This window comes from Bradyrhizobium sp. Gha (assembly GCF_900113735.1).
Lineage (GTDB): Bacteria > Pseudomonadota > Alphaproteobacteria > Rhizobiales > Xanthobacteraceae > Bradyrhizobium.
Genome location: NZ_FOQM01000035.1, coordinates 24,305 through 49,946, shown reverse-complemented (window position 1 = coordinate 49,946; position 25,642 = coordinate 24,305). Strand labels below are relative to the sequence as shown.

21 protein-coding genes and 1 pseudogene are annotated in these 25,642 nt (G+C 61.2%); 6 read left to right on the top strand and 16 right to left on the bottom strand.

Annotated features, from left to right (window positions below; genetic code table 11):
• The first annotated feature begins 246 nt into the window (after positions 1-246).
• The 5 genes and pseudogenes from BM222_RS31190 to BM222_RS31170 all read left to right on the top strand — a co-directional run bounded on the left by BM222_RS31190 (position 247) and on the right by BM222_RS31170 (position 5,838).
• Positions 247-741 carry a DUF302 domain-containing protein gene (locus tag BM222_RS31190; protein WP_092236968.1) on the top strand — a complete coding sequence of 165 codons (495 nt, stop codon included), beginning with the start codon at positions 247-249 and terminating at the stop codon, positions 739-741.
• 81 nt (positions 742-822) lie between these two features.
• On the top strand, positions 823-2,184 hold the full coding sequence (locus tag BM222_RS31185; RefSeq protein WP_092236965.1) for a dihydrolipoyl dehydrogenase family protein: 1,362 nt from the start codon (positions 823-825) through the stop codon (positions 2,182-2,184).
• 114 nt (positions 2,185-2,298) lie between these two features.
• Positions 2,299-2,778, top strand: coding sequence for a cupin domain-containing protein (locus tag BM222_RS31180; protein ID WP_092236962.1), 480 nt, complete (start codon positions 2,299-2,301; stop codon positions 2,776-2,778).
• 111 nt (positions 2,779-2,889) lie between these two features.
• Entirely contained in the window at positions 2,890-4,098 is a 1,209-nt protein-coding gene (locus BM222_RS31175) for an MFS transporter (RefSeq protein ID WP_092236959.1), read from the top strand.
• A gap of 387 nt (positions 4,099-4,485) precedes the next feature.
• A pseudogene (locus tag BM222_RS31170) lies at positions 4,486-5,838 on the top strand (integrase arm-type DNA-binding domain-containing protein).
• Positions 5,839-6,176: 338 nt separating this feature from the next.
• Here BM222_RS31170 and iolB read toward each other — a convergent pair.
• The 10 genes from iolB to BM222_RS31120 form a co-directional block, all read right to left on the bottom strand.
• Positions 6,177-6,983 (bottom strand): 5-deoxy-glucuronate isomerase, encoded by an 807-nt coding sequence (gene iolB, locus BM222_RS31165; RefSeq protein WP_092236956.1) that lies wholly within the window; start codon positions 6,981-6,983, stop codon positions 6,177-6,179.
• 29 nt (positions 6,984-7,012) lie between these two features.
• Complete coding sequence (gene iolD, locus BM222_RS31160; protein WP_092236953.1) at positions 7,013-8,851, bottom strand: 3D-(3,5/4)-trihydroxycyclohexane-1,2-dione acylhydrolase (decyclizing); 1,839 nt, start codon at positions 8,849-8,851, stop codon at positions 7,013-7,015.
• On the bottom strand, positions 8,848-10,770 hold the full coding sequence (locus BM222_RS31155) for a bifunctional 5-dehydro-2-deoxygluconokinase/5-dehydro-2-deoxyphosphogluconate aldolase (RefSeq protein ID WP_092236951.1): 1,923 nt from the start codon (positions 10,768-10,770) through the stop codon (positions 8,848-8,850). The genes iolD and BM222_RS31155 overlap by 4 nt, the downstream gene beginning before the upstream one ends.
• A gap of 18 nt (positions 10,771-10,788) precedes the next feature.
• Positions 10,789-11,718, bottom strand: coding sequence for a TIM barrel protein (locus BM222_RS31150; protein WP_092236948.1), 930 nt, complete (start codon positions 11,716-11,718; stop codon positions 10,789-10,791).
• Positions 11,719-11,767: 49 nt separating this feature from the next.
• Positions 11,768-12,709, bottom strand: coding sequence for a sugar phosphate isomerase/epimerase family protein (locus BM222_RS31145; RefSeq protein WP_092237061.1), 942 nt, complete (start codon positions 12,707-12,709; stop codon positions 11,768-11,770).
• A 29-nt stretch (positions 12,710-12,738) separates the two neighbouring features.
• Positions 12,739-13,911: a Gfo/Idh/MocA family protein gene (locus BM222_RS31140; protein ID WP_092236945.1), complete on the bottom strand. Its 1,173-nt coding sequence runs from the start codon at positions 13,909-13,911 to the stop codon at positions 12,739-12,741.
• A 135-nt stretch (positions 13,912-14,046) separates the two neighbouring features.
• Complete coding sequence (locus BM222_RS31135) at positions 14,047-14,949, bottom strand: sugar phosphate isomerase/epimerase family protein (RefSeq protein WP_092236942.1); 903 nt, start codon at positions 14,947-14,949, stop codon at positions 14,047-14,049.
• A 75-nt stretch (positions 14,950-15,024) separates the two neighbouring features.
• The gene (locus BM222_RS31130) at positions 15,025-15,837 is read right to left on the bottom strand and encodes an ATP-binding cassette domain-containing protein (RefSeq protein ID WP_092237058.1); all 813 of its coding nucleotides are present in this window, start codon (positions 15,835-15,837) and stop codon (positions 15,025-15,027) included.
• A gap of 8 nt (positions 15,838-15,845) precedes the next feature.
• The gene (locus BM222_RS31125) at positions 15,846-16,850 is read right to left on the bottom strand and encodes an ABC transporter permease (RefSeq protein ID WP_092236939.1); all 1,005 of its coding nucleotides are present in this window, start codon (positions 16,848-16,850) and stop codon (positions 15,846-15,848) included.
• A 115-nt stretch (positions 16,851-16,965) separates the two neighbouring features.
• Positions 16,966-17,940 carry a substrate-binding domain-containing protein gene (locus BM222_RS31120; RefSeq protein WP_092236936.1) on the bottom strand — a complete coding sequence of 325 codons (975 nt, stop codon included), beginning with the start codon at positions 17,938-17,940 and terminating at the stop codon, positions 16,966-16,968.
• Between the two features lie 132 nt (positions 17,941-18,072).
• Between BM222_RS31120 and BM222_RS31115 the strand changes: the two genes are divergently transcribed.
• Entirely contained in the window at positions 18,073-19,113 is a 1,041-nt protein-coding gene (locus BM222_RS31115) for a LacI family DNA-binding transcriptional regulator (protein WP_092236933.1), read from the top strand.
• Positions 19,114-19,190: 77 nt separating this feature from the next.
• Here the strand turns inward: BM222_RS31115 and ggt are convergent, their stop codons facing one another.
• From ggt to BM222_RS31085, 6 genes are read right to left on the bottom strand one after another with little or no spacing between them, the layout of a single operon-like run.
• Complete coding sequence (gene ggt, locus BM222_RS31110; RefSeq protein ID WP_092236930.1) at positions 19,191-20,819, bottom strand: gamma-glutamyltransferase; 1,629 nt, start codon at positions 20,817-20,819, stop codon at positions 19,191-19,193.
• A gap of 12 nt (positions 20,820-20,831) precedes the next feature.
• On the bottom strand, positions 20,832-22,301 hold the full coding sequence (locus tag BM222_RS31105) for an amidase (protein WP_092237055.1): 1,470 nt from the start codon (positions 22,299-22,301) through the stop codon (positions 20,832-20,834).
• Positions 22,302-22,306: 5 nt separating this feature from the next.
• Positions 22,307-23,314 carry a branched-chain amino acid ABC transporter permease gene (locus BM222_RS31100; RefSeq protein ID WP_092236928.1) on the bottom strand — a complete coding sequence of 336 codons (1,008 nt, stop codon included), beginning with the start codon at positions 23,312-23,314 and terminating at the stop codon, positions 22,307-22,309.
• A gap of 4 nt (positions 23,315-23,318) precedes the next feature.
• Entirely contained in the window at positions 23,319-24,185 is an 867-nt protein-coding gene (locus BM222_RS31095; RefSeq protein ID WP_092236925.1) for a branched-chain amino acid ABC transporter permease, read from the bottom strand.
• Between the two features lie 10 nt (positions 24,186-24,195).
• The gene (locus BM222_RS31090) at positions 24,196-24,894 is read right to left on the bottom strand and encodes an ABC transporter ATP-binding protein (RefSeq protein WP_092236922.1); all 699 of its coding nucleotides are present in this window, start codon (positions 24,892-24,894) and stop codon (positions 24,196-24,198) included.
• Positions 24,881-25,612 carry an ABC transporter ATP-binding protein gene (locus BM222_RS31085; RefSeq protein WP_092236919.1) on the bottom strand — a complete coding sequence of 244 codons (732 nt, stop codon included), beginning with the start codon at positions 25,610-25,612 and terminating at the stop codon, positions 24,881-24,883. Before BM222_RS31085 ends, BM222_RS31090 begins: the two co-directional genes overlap by 14 nt.
• Positions 25,613-25,642 lie beyond the last annotated feature (30 nt).

The following is a 25,642-nucleotide window of genomic DNA, read 5'->3' as shown; positions in this document are numbered from 1 at the left end:
TTTCCGCTCCGGCAAAAGTGAGGTCTATTATTCGGCATTTCGTTCGCCTCGCAAGGGGCGCTCGTCCATCGAATGCCCGATCCCTGTCAAACGGAAATGCCGATCCCCAATCGGTTCGATAGCCGGCGCCTATCGCGCCGCGATAGCGCGGAGCTATCGGCTCCAGAGCCAGACGGCATTTCACCTCCTTGAGGAGCCTGTCCATCCTCGTGTGATCCCAAGCTTCCCATCCATGGAGAAAGACCCATGAAACGTCAGATCATCCTGCGCATTGCGAATGTCGCCACCTCTCTTCTGCTATGCTGCCTCGTCCTTGCCGCTGCGACCTCGCTCGCGCGGGCAGACAGCGACGATGGCATCGTCCGGGTGAAGAGCGCGGTGTCAATGCCCGAAGCGATCAGCCGCATCAAGGCGGACATTTCCACCAAGGGCATCAAATTCTTCCTTGAGGTCGACCAATCGAGACTTGCCGCGGATGCCGGCATCAAGCTTCGGCCTTCGACATTGCTCATCTTCGGCAATCCTCCGCTTGGCACCCAGTTCATTACCGCCAATCCCAATGCCGGCCTCGATTGGCCTGTTCGCCTGCTCCTCACGCAGGATGAGAATGGCGACCTGTGGGCCGTGTGGACCGACTTCGACTGGATCGCCAAGCGGCACAACATCCACAATCGCGAGGCGCAGTTCAAAATGGCCACCATGGTCGTGAAGTCGATTACCTCGACGATCACAACGAAGTAGCCGCCGATCGCCCCGGCGCGGCTCGGAATGCGCCGTCCGGATACCCAAGCGAAACTTTGATCAAGCAGTAGAGGCCGTTCCATGACCAGCGAGATATTCGATGTGGTGATCCTGGGCGGCGGCAACGCCGGCATCGGCGTGACCGGCCCTGTCCGGCGCGCCGGCCTCTCGGTCGCGATGATCGAGCCGCGTGAACTAGGCGGCACCTGTCCAAACCGCGGCTGCACGCCGAAGAAGATCCTGGTCGCTGCGGGCCAGGCTCTGCACGATATTGATCGCGCGTCTGTTCATCATATTGCAGTTGGCAAGCCCCGGCTCAATTGGGGCGCACTGATCGATCGTGAGAAGGCGATGATCAGGGACATTCCGTCCAACCTCGCCCGCGCCATGGCGCGCCGAGAAGTCGAGGTTATCAGAGGTAAGGGTGTCTTCGTTGCCCCCGACACCATCGAGGTCGGCGACCGCCTGCTGCAGGCCAAGCACATCGTAGTTGCCACGGGGTCCAAGGTGCGGCCGTTGCAGATTCCTGGCGCCGAGCACATGATCACCTCAGACGAGTTATTGAGCGAACGTGAACTGCCGAGCTCGGTGATATTCATCGGCGGCGGCGTAATCTCGCTGGAATTCGGGCATGTCTTCGCCCGGGCTGGCACCGCGGTCTCGGTTCTGGAGGCCCTGCCGCAGCTCCTCCCCGCCACGGACTCCGATGCTGTCGCGCAACTTCACGCCGAAAGCGAACGCATCGGCATCAAGATCAGGACTGACGTCAAGGTCCAGCGGATCGAGCAGGTCGGCCATCGGCTCCGGGTGGTCTTCACGGATGGCGACATCGAACAGGCGCACGAAGCGGATCGCGTCGTCAACGGCGTCGGCCGGATAGCCAACGTGGAAGCGCTCGATTTGGCGAGAGGCCGGGTCGAGCAAATAAACGGTCGCATCGTCATAGATCGCTACTTGAGGTCGGCTTCAAACCCTCGGGTCCACGTATGCGGCGATGCCGTTCCCGTCTCGCCCCAACTTTCCCCGCTCGCGACCTACGAAGGTGAGATAGTGGGCCGCAACATCGTCGACGGACCGCGTCACGCGCCCGATTACGCGGGCGTCGCGACCTCAGTCTACACCGTGCCATCGCTGGCTGCTGTCGGCTTGACCGAACAGGCAGCACGGCAGACCAGTTCGGCCATCGATGTGCACGTCAACGACATGCGCGACTGGTTCTCGTCTCAATCATATGCCGAGACCGTCGCTTGGTCGAAAATAATCGTCGACCGGGCCACCGATCTGATCCTCGGCGCGCACTTCGTCGGCCATGCCGGCCAGGAGTTCATCAACGTCTTCGGCCTCGCAATCAAGTTCCGCATCACTGCGAGGCAACTACGCGAGAACGTCTACGCCTATCCGACCTTTTCGGCCGACATCAAGCACATGCACGGGCACGCATAGCGATCCGCTATCGTTTCGAGAGACAGACAGCATTTCAACGTGCTCTCAATTTCAGCCAACCTCCACCAATAGCCGGCAACCACCGAGGTTACGGCCAACACAGGAGACCTCCCGATGTTCAAGAACTTCAAGCTATCGTATGCGATCACCGGAGCTGCCCTTGTCGGCGCGCTCACGCTCAGCACGCAATCGGTGTTCGCGGGTGAATGTCCGGCCAACAAGATCAAGCCCAATGCTCAGCCGATGGTCGACTACAAGCCCGTGGGCGTAACCGACGTCACACTCGGCTCGATCGATCTTGGCAAGCAGCCGGCGCATATCGAGGGCCGCGAGTTGCGCTTCCGCAAACTGACGATCGAGCCCGGCGGAATCGTCCCCTGGCACAGCCACGACGATCGCCCGGCGCTGATCTTCGTGCAGCAGGGCGAGATCGTCGAATACGCCTCCAACTGTATCGACCCAATCGTGCACAAGGCCGGCGACCTCCGCCCGGAGGTTTTCGGTACCTCGCACTGGTGGAAGAACCTCGGCAAGGAAACGGTCATTCTCTATGTCGGCGATGTCCGCAAGGATCCAGCCGACCACAACATGTAACGAGCGCTCCCAGCCCCAGCCTCGTTACCGGATGTGACGACCCGGGATCCCCCGTGCTCCCCCTGCACGCCGGGCGTCACATCCTCTTTCGAAATGAGGAGACGTCACGCAATGACCGATCTGTCCACGAGCATGGAGCCGATTGCGGCCGAGATGCACGAGCATTCGCCAGGCGTTGCGTTTCGATCACTTCTGATCGGACTGACCGCATTCCTGACCGTCGTCGACCTGTTCGCAACGCAGGCGATTCTCCCGTCTCTTACGCGGCACTATGGCGTGACCCCCGCCGCGATGGGATTTGCGGTCAACGCCAGCACGTTTGGCATGGCAATCTCAAGTCTCGTCGTAGGCTTCTTCAGCCCCCATATCGATCGACGGGTCGGCATCCTTCTCAGCCTCACGCTCCTGGCGATACCCACAAGTCTGCTTGCGATAGCCCCTGGTATCACCGTTTTCATGATCCTGCGCGTCGCGCAGGGTCTGTTCATGGCTTCGGCCTTCACCCTGACGCTTGCCTACCTCGGTGAGCAGTGCAGCGCGATGGACGCCGGCGGAGCATTTGCCGCCTACATCACGGGTAACGTGGCCAGCAATCTGATTGGCCGACTGATCTCGGCCGCGCTCGCCGACAGTCTCGGCCTTGCCTGGAACTTCTATTTCTTCGCGGCCCTAAACCTCGCCGGCGCTGCGTTGGTCTACTTCTCCATACACCGCGCGCGACCCATGCAGGCCGTGACCGCAAACGAATCACCAATTCGCGCTGCGCTGGAGCATTGGCGAACGCCGCGGCTGCGCGCAGCGTTTGGCATCGGTTTCTGCATTCTGTTCGCCTTTATCGGCACCTTCACGTTCGTGAACTTCGTTCTGGTGCGACCGCCTCTGTCGCTTGGCATGATGGACCTTGGCTTTGTCTACTTCGTCTTTCTGCCGTCGATTCTGACGACACTGATCGCCGGGAAGGTCGCCGTTTGGCTCGGCAGCCGCATGACCGTCTGGATCGGCCTCGGCGTTGCCGCAGTGGGCCTTCCTCTGATGCTGACGTCTCGTCTGCCTCAGGTTCTGACTGGAATGGTCCTGGTCGGCGTCGGGACGTTCTTTGCCCAGGCCGCTGCGACCGGTTTCGTCGGTCAAGCGGCGGCTAAGAACCGGGGGATCGCGAGCGGCACCTATCTCGCCTGCTACTTTCTTGGAGGTGTGGTCGGAACCGCCGTCCTCGGCCGACTGTTCGACTCGTTCGGGTGGATGGCCTGCGTGTTCGGCGTGGCCGGCGCGTTGGCCATCGCGGCGCTGCTCACGGCAAGGCTGACGCCATCAGAATGAGATGGCCAGCGCGATGTATCTCACGGCACGAGAGTACAGAGACGAGGACCACGCTCATCAATGCAAGCTTTATGACCGGCAGAGATTCGGAACGGATAAAGCCAATTTCCCAACCGAAGGGTCCGTTCTGAGGAACAAACCTTCCAAGCACTTGAATGTGCTTGGTGGGCGCACCAGGGCTCGAACCTGGGACCCGCTGATTAAGAGTTCAAAACCGGCGCCTCTCTGCGATTTCCGAATCTGCGCCGCACTACGATGAAGTCGAGGAAGGTCTTTTATTTATAGAGGCTTGTCGCATAGCTTCGCAGCTCAGCGAACCCTGACCTTCAAACACCTCAGTTCGCCAAAGCCGTTTGAAAACCGTTTTAGCAGTTTACGTCGACCCTCATGACCGACATTCGCATAGCTCTCAGCGATAAAGCCATCGCTCAGCTGCCGATTCCAGAAGTTGGCTGGTATCTGGCTCGCGACACCGAGTTGAAAGGCTTCTTCGTGGTTGTCGGGAAGCGAAAAAGGACCTTCACCGTTCAAGGTGATCTCAGAGAACGAGGAAAGCGGGCCTCCTCTATCCGAGTATCGATTGGTGACGCCAGCGAGTTGACGACCAGGGCAGCGCGCGCGATTGCCAAGGAATATCTTGCTCAGATCAGCAAGGGACAGCACCCGAAAGCGAAGCAGAACGGAAACTCCGAACAAGCCGCGACTGATGGAAATGGTGCTGAAGGGGGCGCTACCCTCGAGCAGGCTTGGCAACGCTACCTGGAAGCCCACTTAATCCGAAAAGGCCGTAGCGAGAAAACGATCAGCGGGTATCGCGATCACGTTGAACGTCTCTTTTCGGAATGGCTTAAGACCCCTTTGCTGGATCTAGCGAATGATCCCGCTCGCGTCGCCAAAAAGCATGATCAGCTTACTAAGGAGAACGGTCCGTACATCGCGAATGGCAGCATGCGGACGCTGCGGGCCATCTACGATCACGCGAGGAAGACCAATCGATCGCTGCCGCGTGACAACCCCGCGGATGCTGTCGATTGGAATCAGGAAGAGCGCAGGAATACTGGTATGGGCACCGGCGATTTGAAAGGATGGTTTCTCGAGCTGACCAATCTAGAAAATCCAATCCGGCGCGAATTCCATCTTTTAACATTGCTGTGCGGATCCAGACCCACCGCCTTGCAGCAGGCCAGACCCGAACACATCAATTTTCGACGGCGTACGCTCCACATCCCAAAGCCCAAGGGGGGCAGTAAGCGAGCGTTCGACATACCGCTATCTCGGCAAATGGTCCTGAGTCTCATTCGAGTGCTTCGGTTCGGCCGGCAAATGCATCCGTCTCAGACGCAAAAATGGCTGTTCCCTACTGAGAGCGCCTCAGGACACTTAGCGGAAACAAAGGAGGATCGAGAGGTCTTGTCAAAATGGGGCAATGACCTAAACATTCCGGACGATTGCCACCGCTGCCGGCGTTTCCGAATTCGATGCTAAGCTCCTCATGAACCATTCTATCCCCGGCGTGAACGCAGGCTATGTCACTGGCACAAGCTGGTTGAAGACCACCTGCGCAGCCAACAACAAGCTATGAGTACCGTCGTGTTTTCCGCCCTTGGTAACTCGCTAAAGGAGAATAAGCCTCTGATCAATTGGCTCGGTCCCGGGGCTAGCCGAAGAGCCGTTACCCAAGTCCGATTGGAGCCAAACACTGCCGGCGAGGAGCAACAACGAATTCAACAAGCAGCATGACTTTGAGCTGACCGCCTGAGGAGCGTGGCAGTGGACGGTTGTGCGGAGAGTTAGCAGCGGTTTCCAAACGCACCCCAAGGACCCGCGCCTACCGGCCTTCTGTAGGTAATGAACTCAAGGGCTTGACTGTCCTTTTGAGCGCAACGGATCAGGACCCGAATGGCGGAATCAAAATCTGTTTGATTATTCAATGATTTCAGCGCGCGTTTGGAAAAAAACGGTCAAAACACGCGTTAGCAATATCAATAGCTTAGGAGCCATTTCCAAATAGCGCCACGCGGACGAGTCGCGTGAGACAGCGTTACTTTCAAGATCGATGCGAGCCGCCCGTACTTTTCTCAGGCATCCCGTTTCAATATCCACTCGACGGCAGCGCTTGGAACAAAACGCCATTTGCGCAGAGGGCCTGCCATAACGTTGAGATAGTACATCTCGAATCCGTAGGGCGCGCCGCACGGATGGTGTCCGCGCGGCACCAGGACTACGTCGCCGTCATGCACGGCCATGGTCTCGTTCAGTTGCAGATCGTCGGTGTAGACGCGCTGAATGCCAAAACCGCTTCCGGGATTGATCCGGTGGAAATAAGTCTCTTCCAGATAAGTTATGCGGGGGTAGTCGTCTTCGTCATGACGATGGGAGGGATAGCTCGACCAGTGCCCGGCGGGCGTAAAGACTTCGGTCACGAGGAGCGAGTCGCAATAATCCGCATTCTCCATGGCGATATTGTTGATGTAGCGCGTATTGGTGCCCCTACCGCGCTCGGTAAGCATGATGCCATCGGGCCCTACCCGGCGCGCCTTGTGTCCACCCCGTCCGGGGGCGGAGCAGACGGCAATGGTACAGTCGGTCTCGGCCACGGCCTCCCATCTCTCGGCATTCGGCACATAGAGGCAATGCGGTGGGGTCCTCTCGAACACATTCATCCGTTCGCCAAGCACGTCCCAATCCTGGCCGGCCGCGGTCATGGCAGCCCTGCCCTCGACCATCACCAGAATGACTTCGCGGTCGCCAGTCTCTTCGGCCGCGCGTTCCCCCGCGCGCAGCCGGTAGAGTGAAAAACCAACATAGCGCCAGCCGGCGCTGACTGGGGTGATCTCATGGACCTTGCCATGAGTGCCAAAGGGCCTGCGCAACAGATTGTTCATTCGCCCTCCTCCGGGTTCGCCCACACCGATCAGCCGAAAGCACGCTGTCTTGCGAGGTTGCGGTTATAGCGTTCACGCGCCCGTTCAAGACGCTCGGGTCCACCGGCCTGCGGCACGGCGACATCCCACCAGTGCCCACCGGCACCGGTCCCCGGCACTGGATCAGTGTCAATCGCGATGACGGTTGGCGTATTGCGCCCGCGCGCAGCAACGATTTTTGCTTCCAGATCGGCGATGCTGGCCGCCTTCTCCGCATGTGCGCCCATGGACCGGGCATGGTTCACGAAATCGATCGCGGGCTGCACCTCAACGTTGGAATCCTCATACAAATTGTTGAACTCCGCTCCGCCGCACTCGACCTGCAGGCGGTTGATACAGCCATAGCCACGATTGTCGGTCAGCACGATCGTGAAGGGCACGCGCCGCATGACGGCCGTGGTCAATTCGGAATTCGCCATCATGTAGGAGCCATCGCCGACGAAACAGATGACCTCCTTCTCGGGCGCCGCGAGCTTGATGCCCATGGCACCCGCAACTTCATAGCCCATGCAGGAATAGCCATATTCCATGTGGTATCCGCCTTTCGCCGACTGCCACAACACTTGAAGGGCGCCCGGCATGGTGCCGGCGGCGCACATTACTATTGTTTCCTTGGTGGCGACCCGTTGGACGGCACCGATCACCTGAGCGTCGGTGGGGAGATAATTGGTCGAATCGACCTCCGGCGCGGCTGTCACCTTTTTCACCGTCTCGTGCCAATCGCTGCGCGATTGCGCATCGAAGGCCGGGACTTTGTAATCCTTCAACAGGGCTGACAGCTTTTCGAGCGTCACCTTCGCATCGCCGACAACCGGCGTCGCACCATGCTTGGTGGCGTCATAGCCATGCAGATTGATGGAGACGAGCCTTCGCCGGTCGTTCTTGAACAACGCCCAGGAACCGGTGGTGAAATCCTGAAAACGCGTGCCGACGCCGATCACGAGATCGGATTTCTCGCACAAGCGATTGGCACATTCCGAGCCGGTAACACCGGGCGAGCCGAAATTGAAGGCGTTTTCCCACGTGTTTGCGCCCTTGCCGGCCTGGGTCTCCACGAAGGGGATGTTGTGCCGTTCCGCAAATGCAGCAAGGACGTCTTCAGCCCCGGAATAGAGCACGCCCCCACCCGATATGATCACCGGGTGCTGGGCCGCCCGGATCATGGTCGCGACATCTTCGACCTCGCGCGGGTCGGGTTCAGGACGGCGGATACGCCACACTCTGGGCTCGAAGAAGCTCTCCGGGTAGTCATAGGCCTCTGCCTGCACGTCTTGGCAGAAGCCGAGGCACACCGGCCCGCAATTTGCCGGATCGGTCATCACGGAGAGCGCGCGCGGCAGCGCGGTCAGCAAATGCTCCGGCCGGGCGATGCGATCGAAATAGCGAACGACGGGGCGGAAGGCATCATTGGCGCTCACCGTGCCGTCATCGAAATCCTCGATCTGCTGCAACACCGGATCGGGCCGGCGGTTGGCAAAGACATCGCCGGGGATGAACAGCACGGGCAGCCGGTTGACGTGCGCAAGCGCAGCGGCCGTAATCAGGTTCGTGGCCCCCGGCCCGATGGAAGAGGTCACTGCGTGGGCGCGCCTACGCCTTTTCGTCTTGGCATAGGCGATAGCAGCATGGGCCATCGTCTGTTCGTTCTGTCCGCGCCATGTGGGCAACGCCTTGCCGATACCGTGCAACGCCTCGCCCAGCCCGGCGACGTTGCCATGCCCGAAGATGGCCCAGACGCCTTCGATGAAGCGCTCATCCTCTTCAGTCATCTGTACCGAAAGCCAACGTACCAGCGCCTGCGCGGGCGTCAGCCGAATTGTCCTTGTCATGCCCCCTTCTCCCGTGCGGCCGCCCTCGCCTCATCCCAGATCGAGCACAGGCGTTGATAGCGTTTCGCCATCTCGGCAACGGCCGCATCGTCTTCTACCTCGGCCCTCATCCAACCCCGCGCCACATCGCCGAAGATTGTCCGGCCCACGGCAAAGCCCTTGACCAGATCAAAGCCGGCGGCGACCTCGAAGCTCGCTGCCAATTCCGTCTCCGGCGCATCGAGTCCGAGCACCAGGATGCCGCGCGTGTGACGGTCGTTGTTCTCGATCGCGGAAATGGAATTTGCCCAAGCGGCGGCAGTTTTCATTGGCTCGAGCTTCCACCAGTCGGGAAAGACGCCGATGTCGTAGAATTGCTGGATCAGGGTCGCCGTGGTCTCGTCGTCAACCGCTCCTACTTTGGACGGAATGATCTCCAGCAGAAATTCCAGATCGTTGCGTCGTGCCGCCTCGAAAAGGCGCTTCACCGTCGCTTCCTGGCTCGCGCGCGTGACTGCGTCGTCTTTCGGATGGCAGAAGCACAAGACTTTGACGACATTCTCGCGCGCCCATGCATCCAGCCCACCGCAGTCGCTCCCCAGTTCCGGTTCGAGCGCGAGCGGCCGCGATCCCGGCCATTCGCAGGGCCGTCCGATCCATAGGCCTGTGCCCGCGGCCGCGTGCAGAGCGCGCCGGCTAATGCGGTTGTCGCACAGGATGCCATAACCAGGCCGTCCGGCCTGAACTTGCAGAGCGGCCTTCAGGCATAGCTCCTTGAATGCGGCGCCCTTTGCGAGTGTGTAGCCGGCCATTTCCTCAAGCTGCACACGGTGGTCGAAGGCGAAGACCCGGCACTCCGACCAGTCACCTGCATGATTGCGATGGCGGTTTGTCGACCAGTGAATCTGTTCGAGCTCGCGATCGTTCCGCAAATCGGGCCGCTTGATTCCGCGTTCAAGGAAGAAGTTCAGTTCTTCCAGCGATGGATAGGCCGGCGTGCATCCGTGGCGCGAGACCGCAAACGCACCGCAGGCGTTGGCATATTTCAGCGCCGTCGGCCAGTCAGCGTCCTCCAGCCAACCCTTCAACAGGCCGGCGAAGAAGCCGTCGCCTGCCCCCAGCACGTTGAAGACCTCGATCGGGAAACCAGGACCGGTTTGCCCGTCGTCCAGTCTGCCCGGGATAGCGCCCACGTAAGCCGCCGCGCCCGCAGCACCGCGCTTGCATATGAGCGTGGCGCCGGAAACCTGGCGTACCGCGCGCAACGCTTCAAGCGTATTGGTCGCGCCGCCAGCAATGTGGAACTCCTCTTCCGTGCCGACGATCAGATCGAACAGATGCAGCGTCGACTGCAGCTTTGCCGTAACCTTCCTGCTTTCAACGAAGCGGCTTTCGCCTTCGCCGTGACCGGCCACGCCCCACAAGTTCGGGCGATAGTCGATGTCGAGCGCGGTCCGCAGCCCGTTCTTGCGGGCGAGCGCCAGCGCCTTCAAGACCGCGGCCTCGGTTCGAGGGTTGCTCAAATGCGTGCCCGTCACAACGAGTGCGCGCGCCGAGGCGATATAGTCTTCATGGATGTCGTCCTCGCTGAGCGCCATGTCGGCGCAGTTCTCGCGATAGAAGATCAGCGGGAAGTGCTCCTCATCGCGGATGCCGAGAAGCACGAGCGCTGTCAGCCGTTCGGGGTCGGTCACGACCCCCCTGACATCCACACCTTCGCGTACGAGTTGTTCGCGGATGAATCGGCCCATATGCTCGTCGCCTACGCGCGTAATCAGGCCGGATTTCAAGCCGAGCCGTGCCGCCCCGCAGGCGATATTGGTCGGAGAACCGCCGATATATTTGTTGAACGACCCCATATCCTCGAGGCGACCACCAACCTGGGCTCCATACAGATCGACCGAGGACCGGCCAATGGTGATCACGTCTAACGATTTCATTTCAGGTCTCCCCGCCTCTCAGAAGCCAGTCCGCGCCAAAAAGGTCCGGCTGGCCGCCAGGTCATCCAGGATGCTGCCCGTGTTACGCGGGTCACGTTCCTGTTCGATGGTGATGTAGCCACCATAGCCCAATTCGGTGAGAAACGAATGGATCGCCGGATAATCGATCGAGCCGCGCCCGATCGGACACATGACCCCCTTGGCGCAGGCATCGAAGAAGCGGATGCGCTCGCGCATCACTTCTTGGTAGACCTTGACGTCAATGTCCTTGAAATGGATGTAATCAACGCGATCCCAGTAGCGGCGCAGGGTGGCAACCGGGTCCATGCCGGAATAGGCCATATGCCCGGTGTCGAGGCAAAGACCGGCCAGGTCGGCGGGAATATCGTTTACGATACGCTCCAGCTCGTCGGCAAATTCGATATGGCCGCCGGCATGTGGGTGGATGGTGGCGCGCACACCATATTTGTCACGGGCCAACGCGGCGATAGCACGGATGTTGTCGACCATCCCCTCCCATGCGGCACCTCCAAGGCGAGAGGCGCGGTCCGAATGCCCCGCGGCATAGTCGCGCTCGCTATGGCCCCAGTCCATGACGGTCAGATAGGGCGCGGCGAAGCGCTGCCCGGCATGCGCAATGGGCTTCGGCAGTTGCGTTATCAGCGCGCAGATTTCGTCGGTCTGGCGCAGGAGGTTGTCGCGGTTTGCAGGCGAAACCAGATCATCGAAGATCGTACCGGCGACAATCCTCAACCCGCGCTTTTCTAGCGCCGCCGAAACAAGATCAAGGTCGAGCGGCAGGTAGCCGTAAGGCCCAAGCTCCAGCCCGCCGAAGCCGGCGGCCCGCGCCTCGTCCAGCACTTTTTCCCAGTGGGGCAGATGTGGATTCTTCACGTCATCGACGCCCCAGCAACAGGGCGCGGTAGTTATGGTGATCGGAGCAGTCATCTCGTCCTCAAGCGAACAGGGCCACGCCGCGCATGACCGGGGGCTGGAATCAACGGCTGATGGTGGCCTGCAATGCCTCGATGGAGGACCGGATGCCTGCCTCGGTGGACATGGTGAAATCTTCCATCTCGAGGCTCACCCAGCCATTGTAGCCGCACATGCGAACGACCGAGAAGAACTCCTTCCACCACTGCAAATCACGGCCCGCGCCGACGGCAACGTAATTCCAACTGCGGTTCGCAAAGTCGGTGACCTCCTTCAATTCGAGAAGGCCGTTCACGTCAGCGAGCCCGCGCTCGATACGGGCGTCCTTGCCGTGGCAATGATGAATCGCTTTGCCCAGCGCGCGAGCGGATGCGATTGGATCTGCCCCCATCCACATCAGGTGCGACGGATCGAGGTTCATGCCCACTTTGGGGCCGACTTCCTTGCGGAGGCGAAACAGGGTCTCGGGATTCCACACCAGCATCGCCGAGAAGTTCTCGATCGCATATTTTTCGACGCCCACCTCGTCAGCCAGCCTCACCAGATCGCGCCACAACGGAAAAGCCCGCTCTTCCCACTGATAGCGGTCGCGCTCCGGCATCTCGTCGGGCCAGCTCTTGGTATAAACCAGCCAGTTGGGGACCATATCCCCGGGTGCCGCTTCGGGCAGACCCGACATCGCCACGATCGTGCTGACGCCGACTTCACCGGCAAGCTGGATGGTGTCCCTCATCTCCTTGCGGTGACGTTTGCCTATTTCGCCGGGATCGAGAGGGTTGGCCGAGCAGTTGAGCGCCGCGATTTCGAGGCCGCGCGCCTTGATCTCCTTCAGCCTGCTCTTGAGCAGCGCCTTATCGGCAAGAAGCTCGTCGGCCCTGAAATGCGGCGCGCGGGACCAACCTCCGCCGGTCATTTCGATGCCCTCGACGCCGAGCTTGACGCATTTATCGAGCATATCGGTGAAGGAAAGGTCGCCCATCACGTCAGTGCAGATAGACAGTTTCATGTTGATCCCGTCCAACGGAGCGGCAGAAGCTACTTGAATTCAACCCAGGCCGAGCCGGCATCAGCCGAACGGACGCAATTTTCCAGCCAGCGAACACCTTCGGTACCGGCCTTGATCCCCGGGTAATGATGCCCCTTCAGGAAGGCTTCGTCGCCGCGTTTCTTCGCGTCGATCGCCTGCGCGATCCACAGGTAGATGTTCGACCAGCTATCGCCGAGACCTTCGGTATGCAGCGCACCCATGCGATCGATGGCAAGGCCTTCTTCTTCGAGATAGGGCATGCCGTGATGCAGGATGCGGTTCGGTTCGCCCTGCACGTCATAGAGCAGCTGATCGGGATGGCTGTCGGACCATTCGACCGAGGCCTTGGAGCCAACGAAGCGGCAACGCTGCGATCCCATATTGCCCGCGTTCACAGACGACACCCAAAGGCGGCCGCGCGCGCCGTTGTCATAGTGCATGAGTACGGTGGCGTGGTCCTCGAGCGGCGCACGACTCGGAATGAAGGCCTTGCGATCGCACAGCAGCTTTTCGACTTTGAGATGCGGCAACACGATTTCGGAAAGGTAGTAGAGATGCGTGCCGATATCGCCCAGCACGAAGGTCGGCCCGGCGGTCAGGGGATTGGTGCGCCACTTCACGGCTTCGGGCGCGCCTGCGTCGTCGCTCGCGTTGAAACCGTGCGTGTATTGCAGGTCCACGATGCGGATCTCGCCCAGCGTGCCCTTGGCGACCATCGCTGCCATCTGATGCACCAGCGGGTGACCTGTGTAGCCGTAGGTCACGCCGACAATCAGGCCCTCTTTCTCGGCAAGCTTCTCGATCTCCTCGCATTCGGCCACCGTGAAGAACAGCGGCTTTTCGCAGATCACATGCAGCCCGGCATCGAGACACGCCTTGGTGATTTCGTAGTGGGAGAAGTTCGGCGTGGCGATCGTGACGGCCTCAACGCCGTCCTCGCGCGCCGTTTCCTTCGCGATCAGTTCCTTGTAGTCGGCATAGCAACGACCCGCCTCGAGGCCCAGGCTCACGCCGAAATCGCGACCGCGCGCCGCATCGAGATCAAAGGCGCCGCACACCAGCTGGTATGTGCCGTCGCGCAGGGCACCGGTTCGGTGCTTGTATCCCACCTGCCCGGTGCGGCCGCCGCCGACCATGCCCCAGCGCAGGGGCCGACTTATGAGTTTCTCGCCATTTAGCATTCTTTTTTCTCCTGCGGCTTTGGCCGGGTTTGGTTGACAAAACTCCGCCGTGCAGCGGGAAGTCCGGCCGCGCACGCAAGGTTCTTGTTGAAGTCGCGCGCGCTAGTTCACGCGGACTATTGCGGCCTCTTTCGGCTATTTCTTCCAGTACTTGTCGACGTAACGCTGCATCTCTTGCCGCATGAACTTGCCGCTCTCGTCTGCCCTGTCTTCCCACGCGAAGACGCAGGCGGTCATGATCCCGTCGAAGCCGACCTCCGCGAGCGTCCCGAAGAAGTCGTCCCACGGCACTTCGCCTTGGCCGATGTTGAGGTGCTGGTGAACCCGAGCCTGCGTACCCGGCGGATTGAGGATGTAGCGCAGCCCCGAACTGGCCTTGTGGTTGAACGTATCGCCGACATGAACGTGGGCCAGCACATCGGCGCATTCGCGCAGCATGGCCTTGGTATCGTCGCCGAAGTAGAAAGTATGCGGCGCGCAATAGAGAAACTTGACGTTCTTCGAATTTACGGTTCGAATGATGTCCACGGCGGGCTGCAGAGTCTCGCACCAATCTTCGGGGTGCGGTTCGACATGCAGGGTGATGCCTTCCTTTTCGAACATCGGCACCAGTTCTTCCACCGAGCGCCACCACGCATCCTCGCAGGTTTCGATCATGCTGCCCGTATGGCAGCAGTAGCACGACCCCTTGTCCGGATGCGGACCGCGCCCGAACTCGGAATTCATCACATCAACCTCCATCTCGACCGCGATCTGGATGGCACGCTTCCAATGCTTGACTGCAGCCTGACGTTCGGCCTCGTCGTTGGAGGCCCAGCGATACATCGGCAGAAGCGATGCGACGCCGACGCCCGCGTTCTTCAGCGCGCGCTTGAACGTTTTGATACGATCCGGGAACACGCGCGGCGCCTTGAACCATTCGAGGAAATCCCCGCGTGGAGAAAGTTCGATCCAGTCGTAACCAAGCTCCTTCACCTTGACGGGTAGTTGCTCGAGGCTCAGGTGGCGGTGCATGAAAGGATCAAGGGCGATTTTCATGAGAGTTGCTCCGGGTACTTCAGACGACCGTTAAGAAAGGCCCCGGCCGTGACCGGCCGGGGCAGTTGTCGGCCTTCAGGCCGCGGGAGAATACCCTTCGTGGCTCTTCAGATGGCTTTCGATCTCGGCCTCAAGCTCGGCCATCGCTTCACCGCCCGCCATAAGATCGGTGATCTCTTCGCGCGTCTTTTCGCCCTTCTTGAAATCGGCGGCGAGCGCTCCCCGGATCAGCACAGCGAAATGATCGCCCACTGTCATCGCATGCATGACCTGATGGGTGATGAAGATTACGGCCAGTCCGCGCCGCCGAGCTTCGAGTACGATCCGCAACACGTGAGCCGCTTCCTTGACACCAAGCGCCGCTGTTGGTTCATCGAGGATCAGCACACGGGCACCGAAGTGCACGGCCCGGGCAATTGCCAGAGACTGTCGCTCGCCGCCTGACAGGCCGCCGACCAGTCGATCACCGTCGTCGATCCGGGTGATGCCGAATTCCTGGACCGCCTTGACCGCAATCTGATTGGCCTTCTTCCGGTCGTAGATTTTGAACGGTCCGAAGCCTCTGGTCGGCTCGACACCGACAAAGAACGAACGGCCGATGGACATCAGCGGGAAGGTCCCACCGAACTGGTGAACCGTCGAGATGCCCATCTCCTGCGCTTCGCGCGGGCCGTTGAACTCGACCGGCTTGCCGTCCATCAGCACACTGCCTGAGCTCGGTCGGAACAGGCCGGCCATTGTCTTGATGAGCGTCGATTTTCCCGCACCGTTGTCACCCAGAAGGCAAAGCACTTCGCCGGCATGAACCTTGAGCGAGATATCATGCAGGACGTCGATTGGCCCGAAGGACTTGTTGACGTTGCGCAGTTCAAGAATTGGAGTCGTCATCGTACGCCTCACTTCTTCCTCGGCCTGTAGGCCAGCGCCATGTTGCGGAACGTGTTGTTCATCAGCACGGCCAGAAGCAGCATGATGCCGATGATCAGGCTCGACCAGTTGCGGTCGAAGGTCGTGAAGTAGATGCCCTGGTTGACGACGGCGAAGGTCACAGTGCCGAAGAAAATTCCGGCGACCGATCCGAACCCACCGGTCAGCAACACGCCGCCGACAACGACAGAGATGATTGAGTTGAAGATGAAGGTCATCCCGGCCGAAACCTGGGCGACATTGAACAGAATGGCCTGGCACATGCCAACAAACGCCGCACTCGTCGAGGAGAGCACGAAGAGCACGATCGTCAGCCGGCGCGTGGGAATCCCGGCATTGCGCGCGCTGACCTTGTCGCCCCCCATCGCGAAAATCCAGTTACCGAAGGGCGAAAAGTGAACGTAGAAGATGTACACGGCAGCTAGAGCAAGCCACCAGCAGATGATGACCTGGAAGCTGCCGCCAATGAATTCGCCGAACAGCGCTTTGACCAGCGGGCCGGATTTGGCGGGACTCAGCGCCACGCTGGTCGTGCCGGTCAGCAGCACGGAAAAGCCCAAGGCAAGTCCTTGTACCGCAAACAAAGTGCCGAGCGTGACGATCAGTGACGGCACGGCAGTTCGTACCACCAGGATGCCGTTGATCAAGCCGACTACCAGACCGAGGCCGAGCGCCCCGGCCATACCCATCCAGATCGGCTGACTATAATGGCCCGAGATAATCGCCACGGCCAGCGCACCGGCGGGGATGGTCGCGCCGATCGAAATGTCGAGCTCACCCGCAATCATCAGCAGACCGACCGGGATCGCGACGATGCCGAGATTGGCGGCGACGTTCAACCAGCTGGCAATGCCCGCGGGTTTGAGAAAGCTGGTGCTGCCGAAGACGACGAAGAACGCAAGTACTGCGACAAGGCCGAGAAGCGCTCCGGCCTCGGGACGGCGCAGCAGACTGCGGATCGAGAGACTACTCATGAAAATTCCCTGAACTCGCGGATGCGCACGCGAAAGCGGCGCAAAGCTTCACGCGTTGACAATAGGGCGTGGGGCCTGCGGATGAGTCCGCAGGCCGAGGCTAAACGCCGGGTGTTCAGCGGGCGCCTTTTTTGACACCGGCCAGCGTGGCATTGATTGTCGAGGCATCGACGATGCTGGGACCGGTGAGAACCGGTGCCGTCGGCAGGTCGGTACCAAAATCGATGGCAGAAGCCAGCAACGTCACCGCCAAGAACGACTGCAGATAGGGCTGCTGATCGATAGCGAAGCCCTGGGTGTGTCCCTTGATGCGGTCGAGGCCGGACTGGTTCAGGTCGAACGTCCCCAGCATGACCGACTGGGTCTTGCCGGCCTGAGTGATGCCGATCGCCGCGGAATCTGCGTCGCCAGCTCCGATTGTGATCAAGCCGTCAATATTGGCGTCCTGAAGCAGAGTTGCCTTGATGGCCTCAGCGACGGCGGTTGGATCGCCGAAGCTGGTCGCCGGTAGCGGCAATTGCTTCGCCGCACCACCCTGCTTGGTGATGCCGTCGATCACGCCTTTGCAGCGCGCCTCCAGGTTGGCAGCACCGGGAATCGTGTTCACACAGAGGACATTCTTCTTGCCATGCTTTGCGAAGTACTCGCCACCGGCCTTGCCTGCGATGTATTCGTCGGTGCCTACATAGTTGATGGCGCCAAGCTTGACGGCCTTGTCCTGTCCGCCGGCATTCATCAGGATGACAGTAACCCCAGCCTTGATCGCATCCTGAATGGCCGGATCTTCGGCTTCGGGGACCCAGTTCGGGATCACGAGGCCGTTGACGCCTTGGCTGATCGCCGTCCGGATGAGTTGGACAACATCCGGGGCGAAATTGTCGTAGGTCTGCAGACGAAGGTAGTTCACCGAACCGCCGTTCGCTTGGACGACGAGGCGCGCATCGTCCAGACCCTTCTTGATGATGTTCCAGAACGCGTCGTCGTTCTTGCCGCCGACCACGGCGATATTTGCCGCGTCGGCTGGACCCGCCCCCATCATGATCGCGGACGCTGCAAGCAATACGGCGGCAATGCCCTTCGCTCGTTTCATAAATCTCCTCCCAAAGCATTCGTTGATGCCCGTTGATTGTTAATCTTTGAGATGTCAGGATGACACCACAATCATTCATCCGGCATGATAATATGCCAAAAAATGTCATTCACGAATGAAACTGGAGGTCGGATGAACAGACCAACGATCGCTGATCTGTCGAAGGCAGCAGGGGTCAGTCTTTCGACGGTCAACAGGCTCCTGCACGGGACCGGCTCGGTACGGCAGGAAACGGTCGACCGCATTCTGGATGCGGCGGACGAGATCGGGTTCTACGGTCTGGGCAGTTTGCGCGCGCGCAAGCGGGAAAACCTCCCGCACCGCAGGCTCGGCTTTCTGATGCAGCAGTCGCACCGCCCCCTCTATCAGATGTGGGCCGAGGGGATCACGGATGCCGCCGCGCGATATGCTGATGCTGTGATTGAGACGAATGTTCAGTTCGAGGATGATCTGTCACCCGAAGCAGTCGCAACCAATCTCATGAAGATGGGGGAAAATGCTGATGCGCTGGCCATCATCACGGCCGATCACCCGTTGGTCAGCCAGGCGATCGATGAGCTCCGGGCGCGAGGCGTTCCTGTTGTGGCCTACGTGACCGATCTGTCGGCGGCCAGCCGCGCGGGCTTTGTCGGCACGGACAACTGGAAAGCCGGTCGCACTGCCGCATGGTTTGTCAGCCAAACGGCGACCGAGCCTGGGAGGGTCGTGCCCTTGATTGGCTCCCACCGCTATCAGTGTCAGGACATCTCTGATGCGAGCTTTCGCTCGTACATGCGCGAGCACGCGCCGGATTTCCAAGTGGCCGAGACGATCCTGACGCACGAGGAGCCAGAAAACGCATATTCCATCTTTCGCCGATTGATCGACGAGGAGCCCGACCTTCGCGGTCTCTTCGTCAATGGCGGCGGCATTTCTGGCGTTCTGCGCGCCATGCGCGAACTCCCCATTGAGCGGCAGCGAGACATCCGCATCATTTGCCGTGATATTGGCCCTGAAGCGCGCAAAGGTTTGACCGAGGGTCTGATCACGGCCGCCCTATGCCATTCGATAGAAAAGATGCCACGCCAACTCATCGAGGTGATGCTGCATCTTGTGGAACGGAGAAATACCGCATCGATCGAACAACGCATCGTGCCGTTCGAGATCATCACGCCAGAAAGCATCTGGACTTGACCGGAGCGAGCTTCACGCCATATCGGCGGCCTCGTCACAACCATCAGACTGACGAATGCAGCACATGCTGGATGGACTCAATGGCCAATTGCAGCGCCATCGCTGCGCGGGTCAGAGCCGCCAATCAAGATCCCGCCTTGCGGATCAATTGTAATTCCATGAGCGTGGCCCGCCATCTCGTTCCAGGCGCCCCAACGATCGACGATGTGCCCCCGCTGCGCGAGCTCACACACAACCTCACCGGGAAAACGGCCCTCCAGATGGAGGGTGTCTCGCGCTTCGCCCAGACCGAAGCGGCCGGACAGGAAGCGCGGCAGTTCGATCGCCTCCTGGATATCGAGGCCATGATCGATCATCGCCGAATAGAGCTGAAGCTGGATCTGCGGTTGACCGTCCGCGCCCATGCAGCCGAGCACGCTCCATAGTCTACCGTCGCGCTTGGCGAGGGAGGCGATCAAGGTATGCAGCGGAATCTTGCCTGGTTCGAGGCGATTGGGATGATCGGAATCGAGTGAAAAATAGGCGCCGCGGTTCTGAAGCACGACGCCGGTGCGCCCCGCGACCAAGCAGGAGCCGAACGCGCCATACAGGCTCTGGATCAGCGAGACCGCATTCCCATCACTGTCGACTGCGGCAACATAGACGGTGTCGCCGGCCAGGCTGCCGTACGACGGGACCTGGTCCCATCGCAGCACAGAGCGGACGTCGATCAATTCGGCACGTTTGGCCGCGTGTGCTTTGGAGATCAGCCTTTCAACCGGCACTTCCGCGAATGCGGGATCGGCGAGCACGCCATCACGATCATGATAGGCGATCTGCTTGGCCTGCACCATGAGGTGTACGCGGTCCGGGCCTAGCAGATCCTTTTTGTTCAGTTCATAGGGCTCGAGCAGGTTGAGCATCTCGATGACGGAAAAGCCCTGGGTGGGCGGCGGGGTGTTGTAGATATCGACATTGCGATAGCGGCCAACCAGCGGCACGCCCCAGCTCGCCATCTGGTGCTCAAGGTCGGCCTCCCGAAAGAGACCGCCCGCTTCGCGCGAGAAGCGCGCGAGCTCCTCGGCAACGGCTCCGCGGTAGAAGCCAGCCCAGCCGGTATCCGCGATCGCTTGCAGCGTACGGGCGAGATCGGGATTTGCGAGCTTCGCGCCCGCCGCCGGGATCGCGCCATCCGGAAGGAACAGCGCGGCCGCTTCGGCCTGCTGCACAAGCTCGCCATGCATCAGTTCGATGAAGCTCGCAAGCCGCGCAGTGACGGGAAAGCCGTCCCGCGCGTAGACAATGGCGCTCTCTAACACCTTCGCAAGCGGCAGGCGCCCATGGGCCTGATGAGCCTCGGTCCAGCTTGCCACGGCGCCGGGCACGGTCAGCGTCGCTGGAACAATGCCCCGCAGCGGGATCTCGCTCATGCCTCTCTCGCGCAGTGCCGCCAGCGAGGCAGTGGCAGCCGCCTTTCCGCCGCCGTTGAGGAATTTGACGGCGCCGCTGTGCCCCTCATGGATCAACCAGAACGCGTCACCACCGAGCCCGGTCATGTGCGGATACACCACAGCCAGGACGGCGCTTGTGGCGATCGCAGCGTCAACAGCGGAGCCGCCCGCGCGCAAGACGTCGACGCCGGCACTCGAGGCCAACGCATGCGGCGACGTCACCATTCCTTGCGGGGCAAGCGTGACGGGACGACCGGTACGAATTTCGATCGGCATGCCGCTGGCCGATCAGATGCCAGGCGGGCGGGCAAAGCCACCCAATGCCTGCTCGACCAGTTGGGCAAATCTCAGTGTGGTGCGATCGCCGAGATACGGCCCGACCACCTGCACGCCGGCAGGAACGCGACCAACCCTGCGGCCCGTCGGAATGGCGGTCGCCGGAAGATTGGCGACTGTGACAAGACCGGGCCAGGCCAGATTGTCCATGTAGGGAATTGTGCCGCCGTTCACCTTGAGGCGCCGGGTGAATTGCGCGGCGAGATCGAGGCGCTCGATATCGTGCGGGAACGCCACCGTCGGTGTGACCGGGCAAAGTAGCACGTCGTAGTCCGCGAAGAAGCGGCCCCATGCGCGATAGAGCTGATGCCGCGCTTCCGTCGCGGCAAAATGTTGAGACAAGGACTGGCGCACCGCATCGGCTACGCGGCGCGGATAGCCGCCGCTCTCGGCCGTCTCCCCCGCCGCGAGCAGCCCTTCGCGCGCTTGTGGCGGCAGGCCGCCGCCAATGATGCCAAAGAGGGTCTGCAGATAGACGTCATAGCTTGCAGCGGCATCGATGGGAGGTCGTGCCTGCCTGTTCACCTTGGCGCCAAGGCGTGCAAGATCATCCGCCAACCCCTCGATCGTGGCCGCGTAGGCATCATCCAGCGGATAAGCCTGAGCATCGTTCCAGACCGCGACTCGAAACGATCGAAGATCGTCATGCCGCGCGGCCGGCAACCGCAACGCCGCGCCGGCGGCCTCGAGGTCCGGCGTGCCGAGAACAACATCGAACAACAGCTCGAGATCGGATGCACTACGGGCCAATGGCCCCGCAACACCCAACTCTTTCGGAGCGCTGTGGCCGGGCGGCGGCGGGATATGACCTTCGGTGCTGACGAGGCCATGGCTCGGCTTGTGGCCGTAAACGCCGCAGAAATGCGCGGGAACGCGGATCGAGCCGCCGATGTCACTGCCAAGCTCCAGTGAGGTCAGGCCTGCCGCAAGCGCCGCGGCGGAGCCTCCGGAGGAGCCGCCGACCGTGCGCTCTCCGTCCCAGGGATTGCGCGTGAGCCCGAACAGAGTGTTGCAGGACTGGTGATCGGCGGCTCGCGCCGGCAGGTTGGTCTTGCCGAAAATCACGGCACCGGCGGCGCGGACTTTCGAAACCGCGACCGCATCCTCCCTCGGCCGGTAGTCGCGCAGCTCCTCCAGGCCGCAGGTCGCAGCCATGCCTGCGACGGCGAAGGAATCCTTGATGGTCATCGGCAGGCCATGCAGCGCGTGGACTTTCTCGCCTCGCGCCATCCCTTCGTCGATGGCGCGAGCCTGACGGCGCGCGCCCTCCTCGTCGAGCGCGACCACGGCATTGCAGGATGGGTTGACGCGCTTCACCCGATCAAGATGCAGCTCGAGCAACTCGAGCGTGCTGATGCGGCGGGAGGCCAGCAGCGCCTTCTGGTGGGTTGCCGTAAAGTAACAGAGATCGTCTGTAGACATGCCGATCATCCCAATTGTCCGACCTTGCCGGCCAGCGGCGGAACGTCAGGCGCTGTCGGCGCCGTCCGCCCGACGCCGAGAAGCTTGAGGCCGAAGCGATCGCGCAACGGCGGCCAGAGGCCTCGCGGCGACCAGAGCATGACGATCACGGCGACCGTACCCAGCGCGACCAGGTACCAGCCGGCGGAATAGCCGAGCTGATCAGTGATGAGCTCGCGCAGGCCGAAGAAGATCACCGTCCCGATGATGGGGCCTTCGAGCGTCCCGATGCCGCCGATCATCACGATGAACATCATGTAGACGACCCAGTTCACGTCAAATGCCGCCGCCGGCGAGACGTAGAGATTGCCGAGAAATGAGACCGCGCCGGCAAGCCCGCAGCCGGCGGCTGACAGCACGAAGACGATGAAGCGATTGCGCTGAACGTCGACCCCGACGCTCATCGCGGCCAGATCGTTGTCCCGCACGCTCATGAGACCGAGACCGAAACCGGACCGCATCAGCAGAAACAGCCCGCCGATCGTCCCGAGCGCCAGTCCGCCTGCAATCCAGAACAACACAGGCTCGAACCAGTCGAGGTCGAGCAAGCGGCTCGATCTCAACGGCAGACCCGCGCTGCCACCAAGCCAGGCCGCTTTTGTCACAAGCGCCGCGACGATTTCGGAGAACACCCACATCGCGATCGAGAAATAGGCCTCACGCAGCCGGAACAGGGGCAGCGCAATCACGGAAGCGACTACGGCGCAGGCAAGCGGCGCAATCGGTAGAACCCAATAGGGCGACAGATCGAGAGTATCGGAGATCAGGAATAGGCCATAGGCCCCAATTCCGACGAACACTTGATGACCGAACGAGACGAGGCCGGCATAGCCCGCCAGCAGGTTCCACATCTGCGCCATCGCCAGGATCAGGAGGCACTCGGTCGCAAATCGTAAACCGCCCTCGCCTAACAGCCATGGCCCGGCGACGAGCAGCGCTGCGGTGACGGCATAGGAGATCGCGATTCCCTTCATCTGATCAGGCCCTGCTCGCCACCAGACCAGCGGGACGGATCAGGAGCATCACGAAGAACAGCAAATGCGCATAGAGCAAGCCGGCGTTCGCATCCCATTTCAGACCGGCGAGTTGCGCCATGCCGAGCACAATGCCGCCCAGCAGCGCGCCCCAGAACGAGCCGATGCCGCCAAGTACAACGACCTCGAAGGCGATCAGCAGGCGCTCTACACCGGAAAATGGCGTGAAGCTCGATCGCACCGCGAGCAGCACCCCGCCGATCGCGCCCAGCGCCAATGACAGGCCCATGACGTAATTGTAGACAAGGTCCGGCTTGACGCCGAACAGGCGCACGATGTCGCGCCGGTCGGCGGTCGCGCGCACGATACGGCCGAAGCTCGTGCGCTTGAGCGCCCATTGCAGCAACAGAAACAGCAGCACCGCCGCGACCAGGGTCAGCAAGGGCATGACCCCGATGCTGAGCCCGAACAGCCTGATGCTCGCGCGCGAGAGCTCGCCGAGCTGGAGGCCCCTGACGTCGGCGCCGAATACCTCGACCATCAGGTTGCGCAACACAATGGAGACGCCGAATGTCAGCAACAGCGGCGCGAGCGGATCCGGCGCCCGCGCCACCCGATTCATGATCACGGCCTGGTAGAGATAGCCGACCCCGAAGGCCGCGATCACGACTGGGATCAGCACGAACAGCGGATGGACCTGCGGAAACAGGCCGACCAGGATCACAGCGAGGTAAGCGGCAAGCACCATGAACTCGCCATGCGCGATATTGACCAGCCGCATCACGCCAAAGACCAGTGCCAATCCGATGCCGAGAAGGCCGTAGAGACCGCCCAGCAAGGCTCCGTTCACCAACGTCTCGATCCAGGCCATGTCCCCTCGCTCACATCCCGAAATAGGCTTGCGTCAATTCGGTGACGCTGACGTCCCCGGCATTCGCGGTCAGCGACACGCGTCCCTTCAGCAGGCAGTAGATGCGGTCGGTTGCGCCGGCGGCGCGCTTGACATCCTGCTCGACCAGCACCAGCGCCGTTCCCTCTTTGCGGATATTCTTGAACGCCCCGTAGATCTGCTCGACCATGACAGGCGCAAGGCCGAGTGAGATCTCGTCGCAAAGCAGGAGGCGCGGGTTGCACATCAGCGCGCGGCCGATCGCCACCATCTGCTGCTGCCCGCCCGAAAGTTGCCGCGGCAGATGATTGCGCCGCTCCTCCAGAGCCGGAAACAGATCGAACACGCGTGGCAGCGTCCATGCGCCGGAACGCCGGCTCACCTGCCCCATCAGGAGATTTTCCTCAACGCTCAGGGTGTCGAACAGCATGCGACCTTCCGGCACCATGCCGAGACCAAGACGCGCAATGTGCTCTGCCGGCGTGTCCTGGATATCTCTGCCGTCGAACCGAACCCGGCCCTGCTTGCCGTCGATCAGGCCGACGAGCGCGCGCAGGAATGTGGTCTTGCCGGCGCCGTTGGCGCCCACGAGCGCAACCGACTCACGCTCGGCCACGGAAAACGCGAGTCCGAAGATCGCCTGCAGATCACCGTAGAATACATTCAGATCTTCGACTTCAAGCAGCGTCATCGGCAGTCAATCCCATGTAGATTTCCTTGACCGTGCGGCTATCCATAACCTCTCCCGGCGGACCCTCGAGCACCTTGCGACCGAAATTCAGGACCAGGATTCGATCGGCCACAGCCCGCAGGGCATGCGGAATGTGCTCGATCCAGATCATGGCGTGATCCGCCTTCACGCCCGCGATGATCTCGATCAGGCGCTCGACCTCCGGCTCGGTCAGGCCCGCCGCGATCTCGTCGAGCAGGATCAGGCGGGGCTTGGAGGCCAGCGCCTTGGCGAATTCGAGGCTCTTGCGGTCGATCAAGGGCAGAGCGCCGGCGATACGGTCCGCCTTGACGGCAAGCGAGGTGCGGCCAAGCACGTCCATGGCCCAGTCGGCTGCGGCCGAACCGTGCAGGCCACCGCCGTAGGTCGCCGCCACGAGCACGTTTTCATAGGCCGTGAGATGCGGGAATGGTTGCGGAATCTGGAAGGCCCGGCCGATGCCAAGGCGAGCGCGCCGATGGGCCGGAACATGTGTGATGTCCCGGCCATCCAGGCTGATCGAACCAGCATCCGCCCTGATCAATCCGACGATCAGATTGAGCACCGAGCTCTTGCCTGCCCCGTTCGGGCCGATCACGCCAAGGCATTCGCCGAGCGCGAGCTTGAAATCGAGGTCATCGGCAACGCGGATGACCCCGAAACTCTTGCAGAGACCTGCAACGCGCAGCACGTCGACCATTTGCTTTGTGTCCGCGCCGATCCGCTCCCG

Bases quoted from the DNA above. Each gene is read 5' to 3' on its own strand.
- BM222_RS31190 (WP_092236968.1), top strand. From the start codon at position 247: ATGAAACGTCAGATCATCCTGCGCATTGCGAATGTCGCCACCTCTCTT.
- BM222_RS31185 (WP_092236965.1), top strand. From the start codon at position 823: ATGACCAGCGAGATATTCGATGTGGTGATCCTGGGCGGCGGCAACGCC.
- BM222_RS31180 (WP_092236962.1), top strand. From the start codon at position 2,299: ATGTTCAAGAACTTCAAGCTATCGTATGCGATCACCGGAGCTGCCCTT.
- BM222_RS31175 (WP_092236959.1), top strand. From the start codon at position 2,890: ATGACCGATCTGTCCACGAGCATGGAGCCGATTGCGGCCGAGATGCAC.
- iolB (WP_092236956.1), bottom strand. From the start codon at position 6,983: ATGAACAATCTGTTGCGCAGGCCCTTTGGCACTCATGGCAAGGTCCAT.
- iolD (WP_092236953.1), bottom strand. From the start codon at position 8,851: ATGACAAGGACAATTCGGCTGACGCCCGCGCAGGCGCTGGTACGTTGG.
- BM222_RS31155 (WP_092236951.1), bottom strand. From the start codon at position 10,770: ATGAAATCGTTAGACGTGATCACCATTGGCCGGTCCTCGGTCGATCTG.
- BM222_RS31150 (WP_092236948.1), bottom strand. From the start codon at position 11,718: ATGACTGCTCCGATCACCATAACTACCGCGCCCTGTTGCTGGGGCGTC.
- BM222_RS31145 (WP_092237061.1), bottom strand. From the start codon at position 12,709: ATGAAACTGTCTATCTGCACTGACGTGATGGGCGACCTTTCCTTCACC.
- BM222_RS31140 (WP_092236945.1), bottom strand. From the start codon at position 13,911: ATGCTAAATGGCGAGAAACTCATAAGTCGGCCCCTGCGCTGGGGCATG.
- BM222_RS31135 (WP_092236942.1), bottom strand. From the start codon at position 14,949: ATGAAAATCGCCCTTGATCCTTTCATGCACCGCCACCTGAGCCTCGAG.
- BM222_RS31130 (WP_092237058.1), bottom strand. From the start codon at position 15,837: ATGACGACTCCAATTCTTGAACTGCGCAACGTCAACAAGTCCTTCGGG.
- BM222_RS31125 (WP_092236939.1), bottom strand. From the start codon at position 16,850: ATGAGTAGTCTCTCGATCCGCAGTCTGCTGCGCCGTCCCGAGGCCGGA.
- BM222_RS31120 (WP_092236936.1), bottom strand. From the start codon at position 17,940: ATGAAACGAGCGAAGGGCATTGCCGCCGTATTGCTTGCAGCGTCCGCG.
- BM222_RS31115 (WP_092236933.1), top strand. From the start codon at position 18,073: ATGAACAGACCAACGATCGCTGATCTGTCGAAGGCAGCAGGGGTCAGT.
- ggt (WP_092236930.1), bottom strand. From the start codon at position 20,819: ATGCCGATCGAAATTCGTACCGGTCGTCCCGTCACGCTTGCCCCGCAA.
- BM222_RS31105 (WP_092237055.1), bottom strand. From the start codon at position 22,301: ATGTCTACAGACGATCTCTGTTACTTTACGGCAACCCACCAGAAGGCG.
- BM222_RS31100 (WP_092236928.1), bottom strand. From the start codon at position 23,314: ATGAAGGGAATCGCGATCTCCTATGCCGTCACCGCAGCGCTGCTCGTC.
- BM222_RS31095 (WP_092236925.1), bottom strand. From the start codon at position 24,185: ATGGCCTGGATCGAGACGTTGGTGAACGGAGCCTTGCTGGGCGGTCTC.
- BM222_RS31090 (WP_092236922.1), bottom strand. From the start codon at position 24,894: ATGACGCTGCTTGAAGTCGAAGATCTGAATGTATTCTACGGTGATCTG.
- BM222_RS31085 (WP_092236919.1), bottom strand. From the start codon at position 25,612: ATGGTCGACGTGCTGCGCGTTGCAGGTCTCTGCAAGAGTTTCGGGGTC.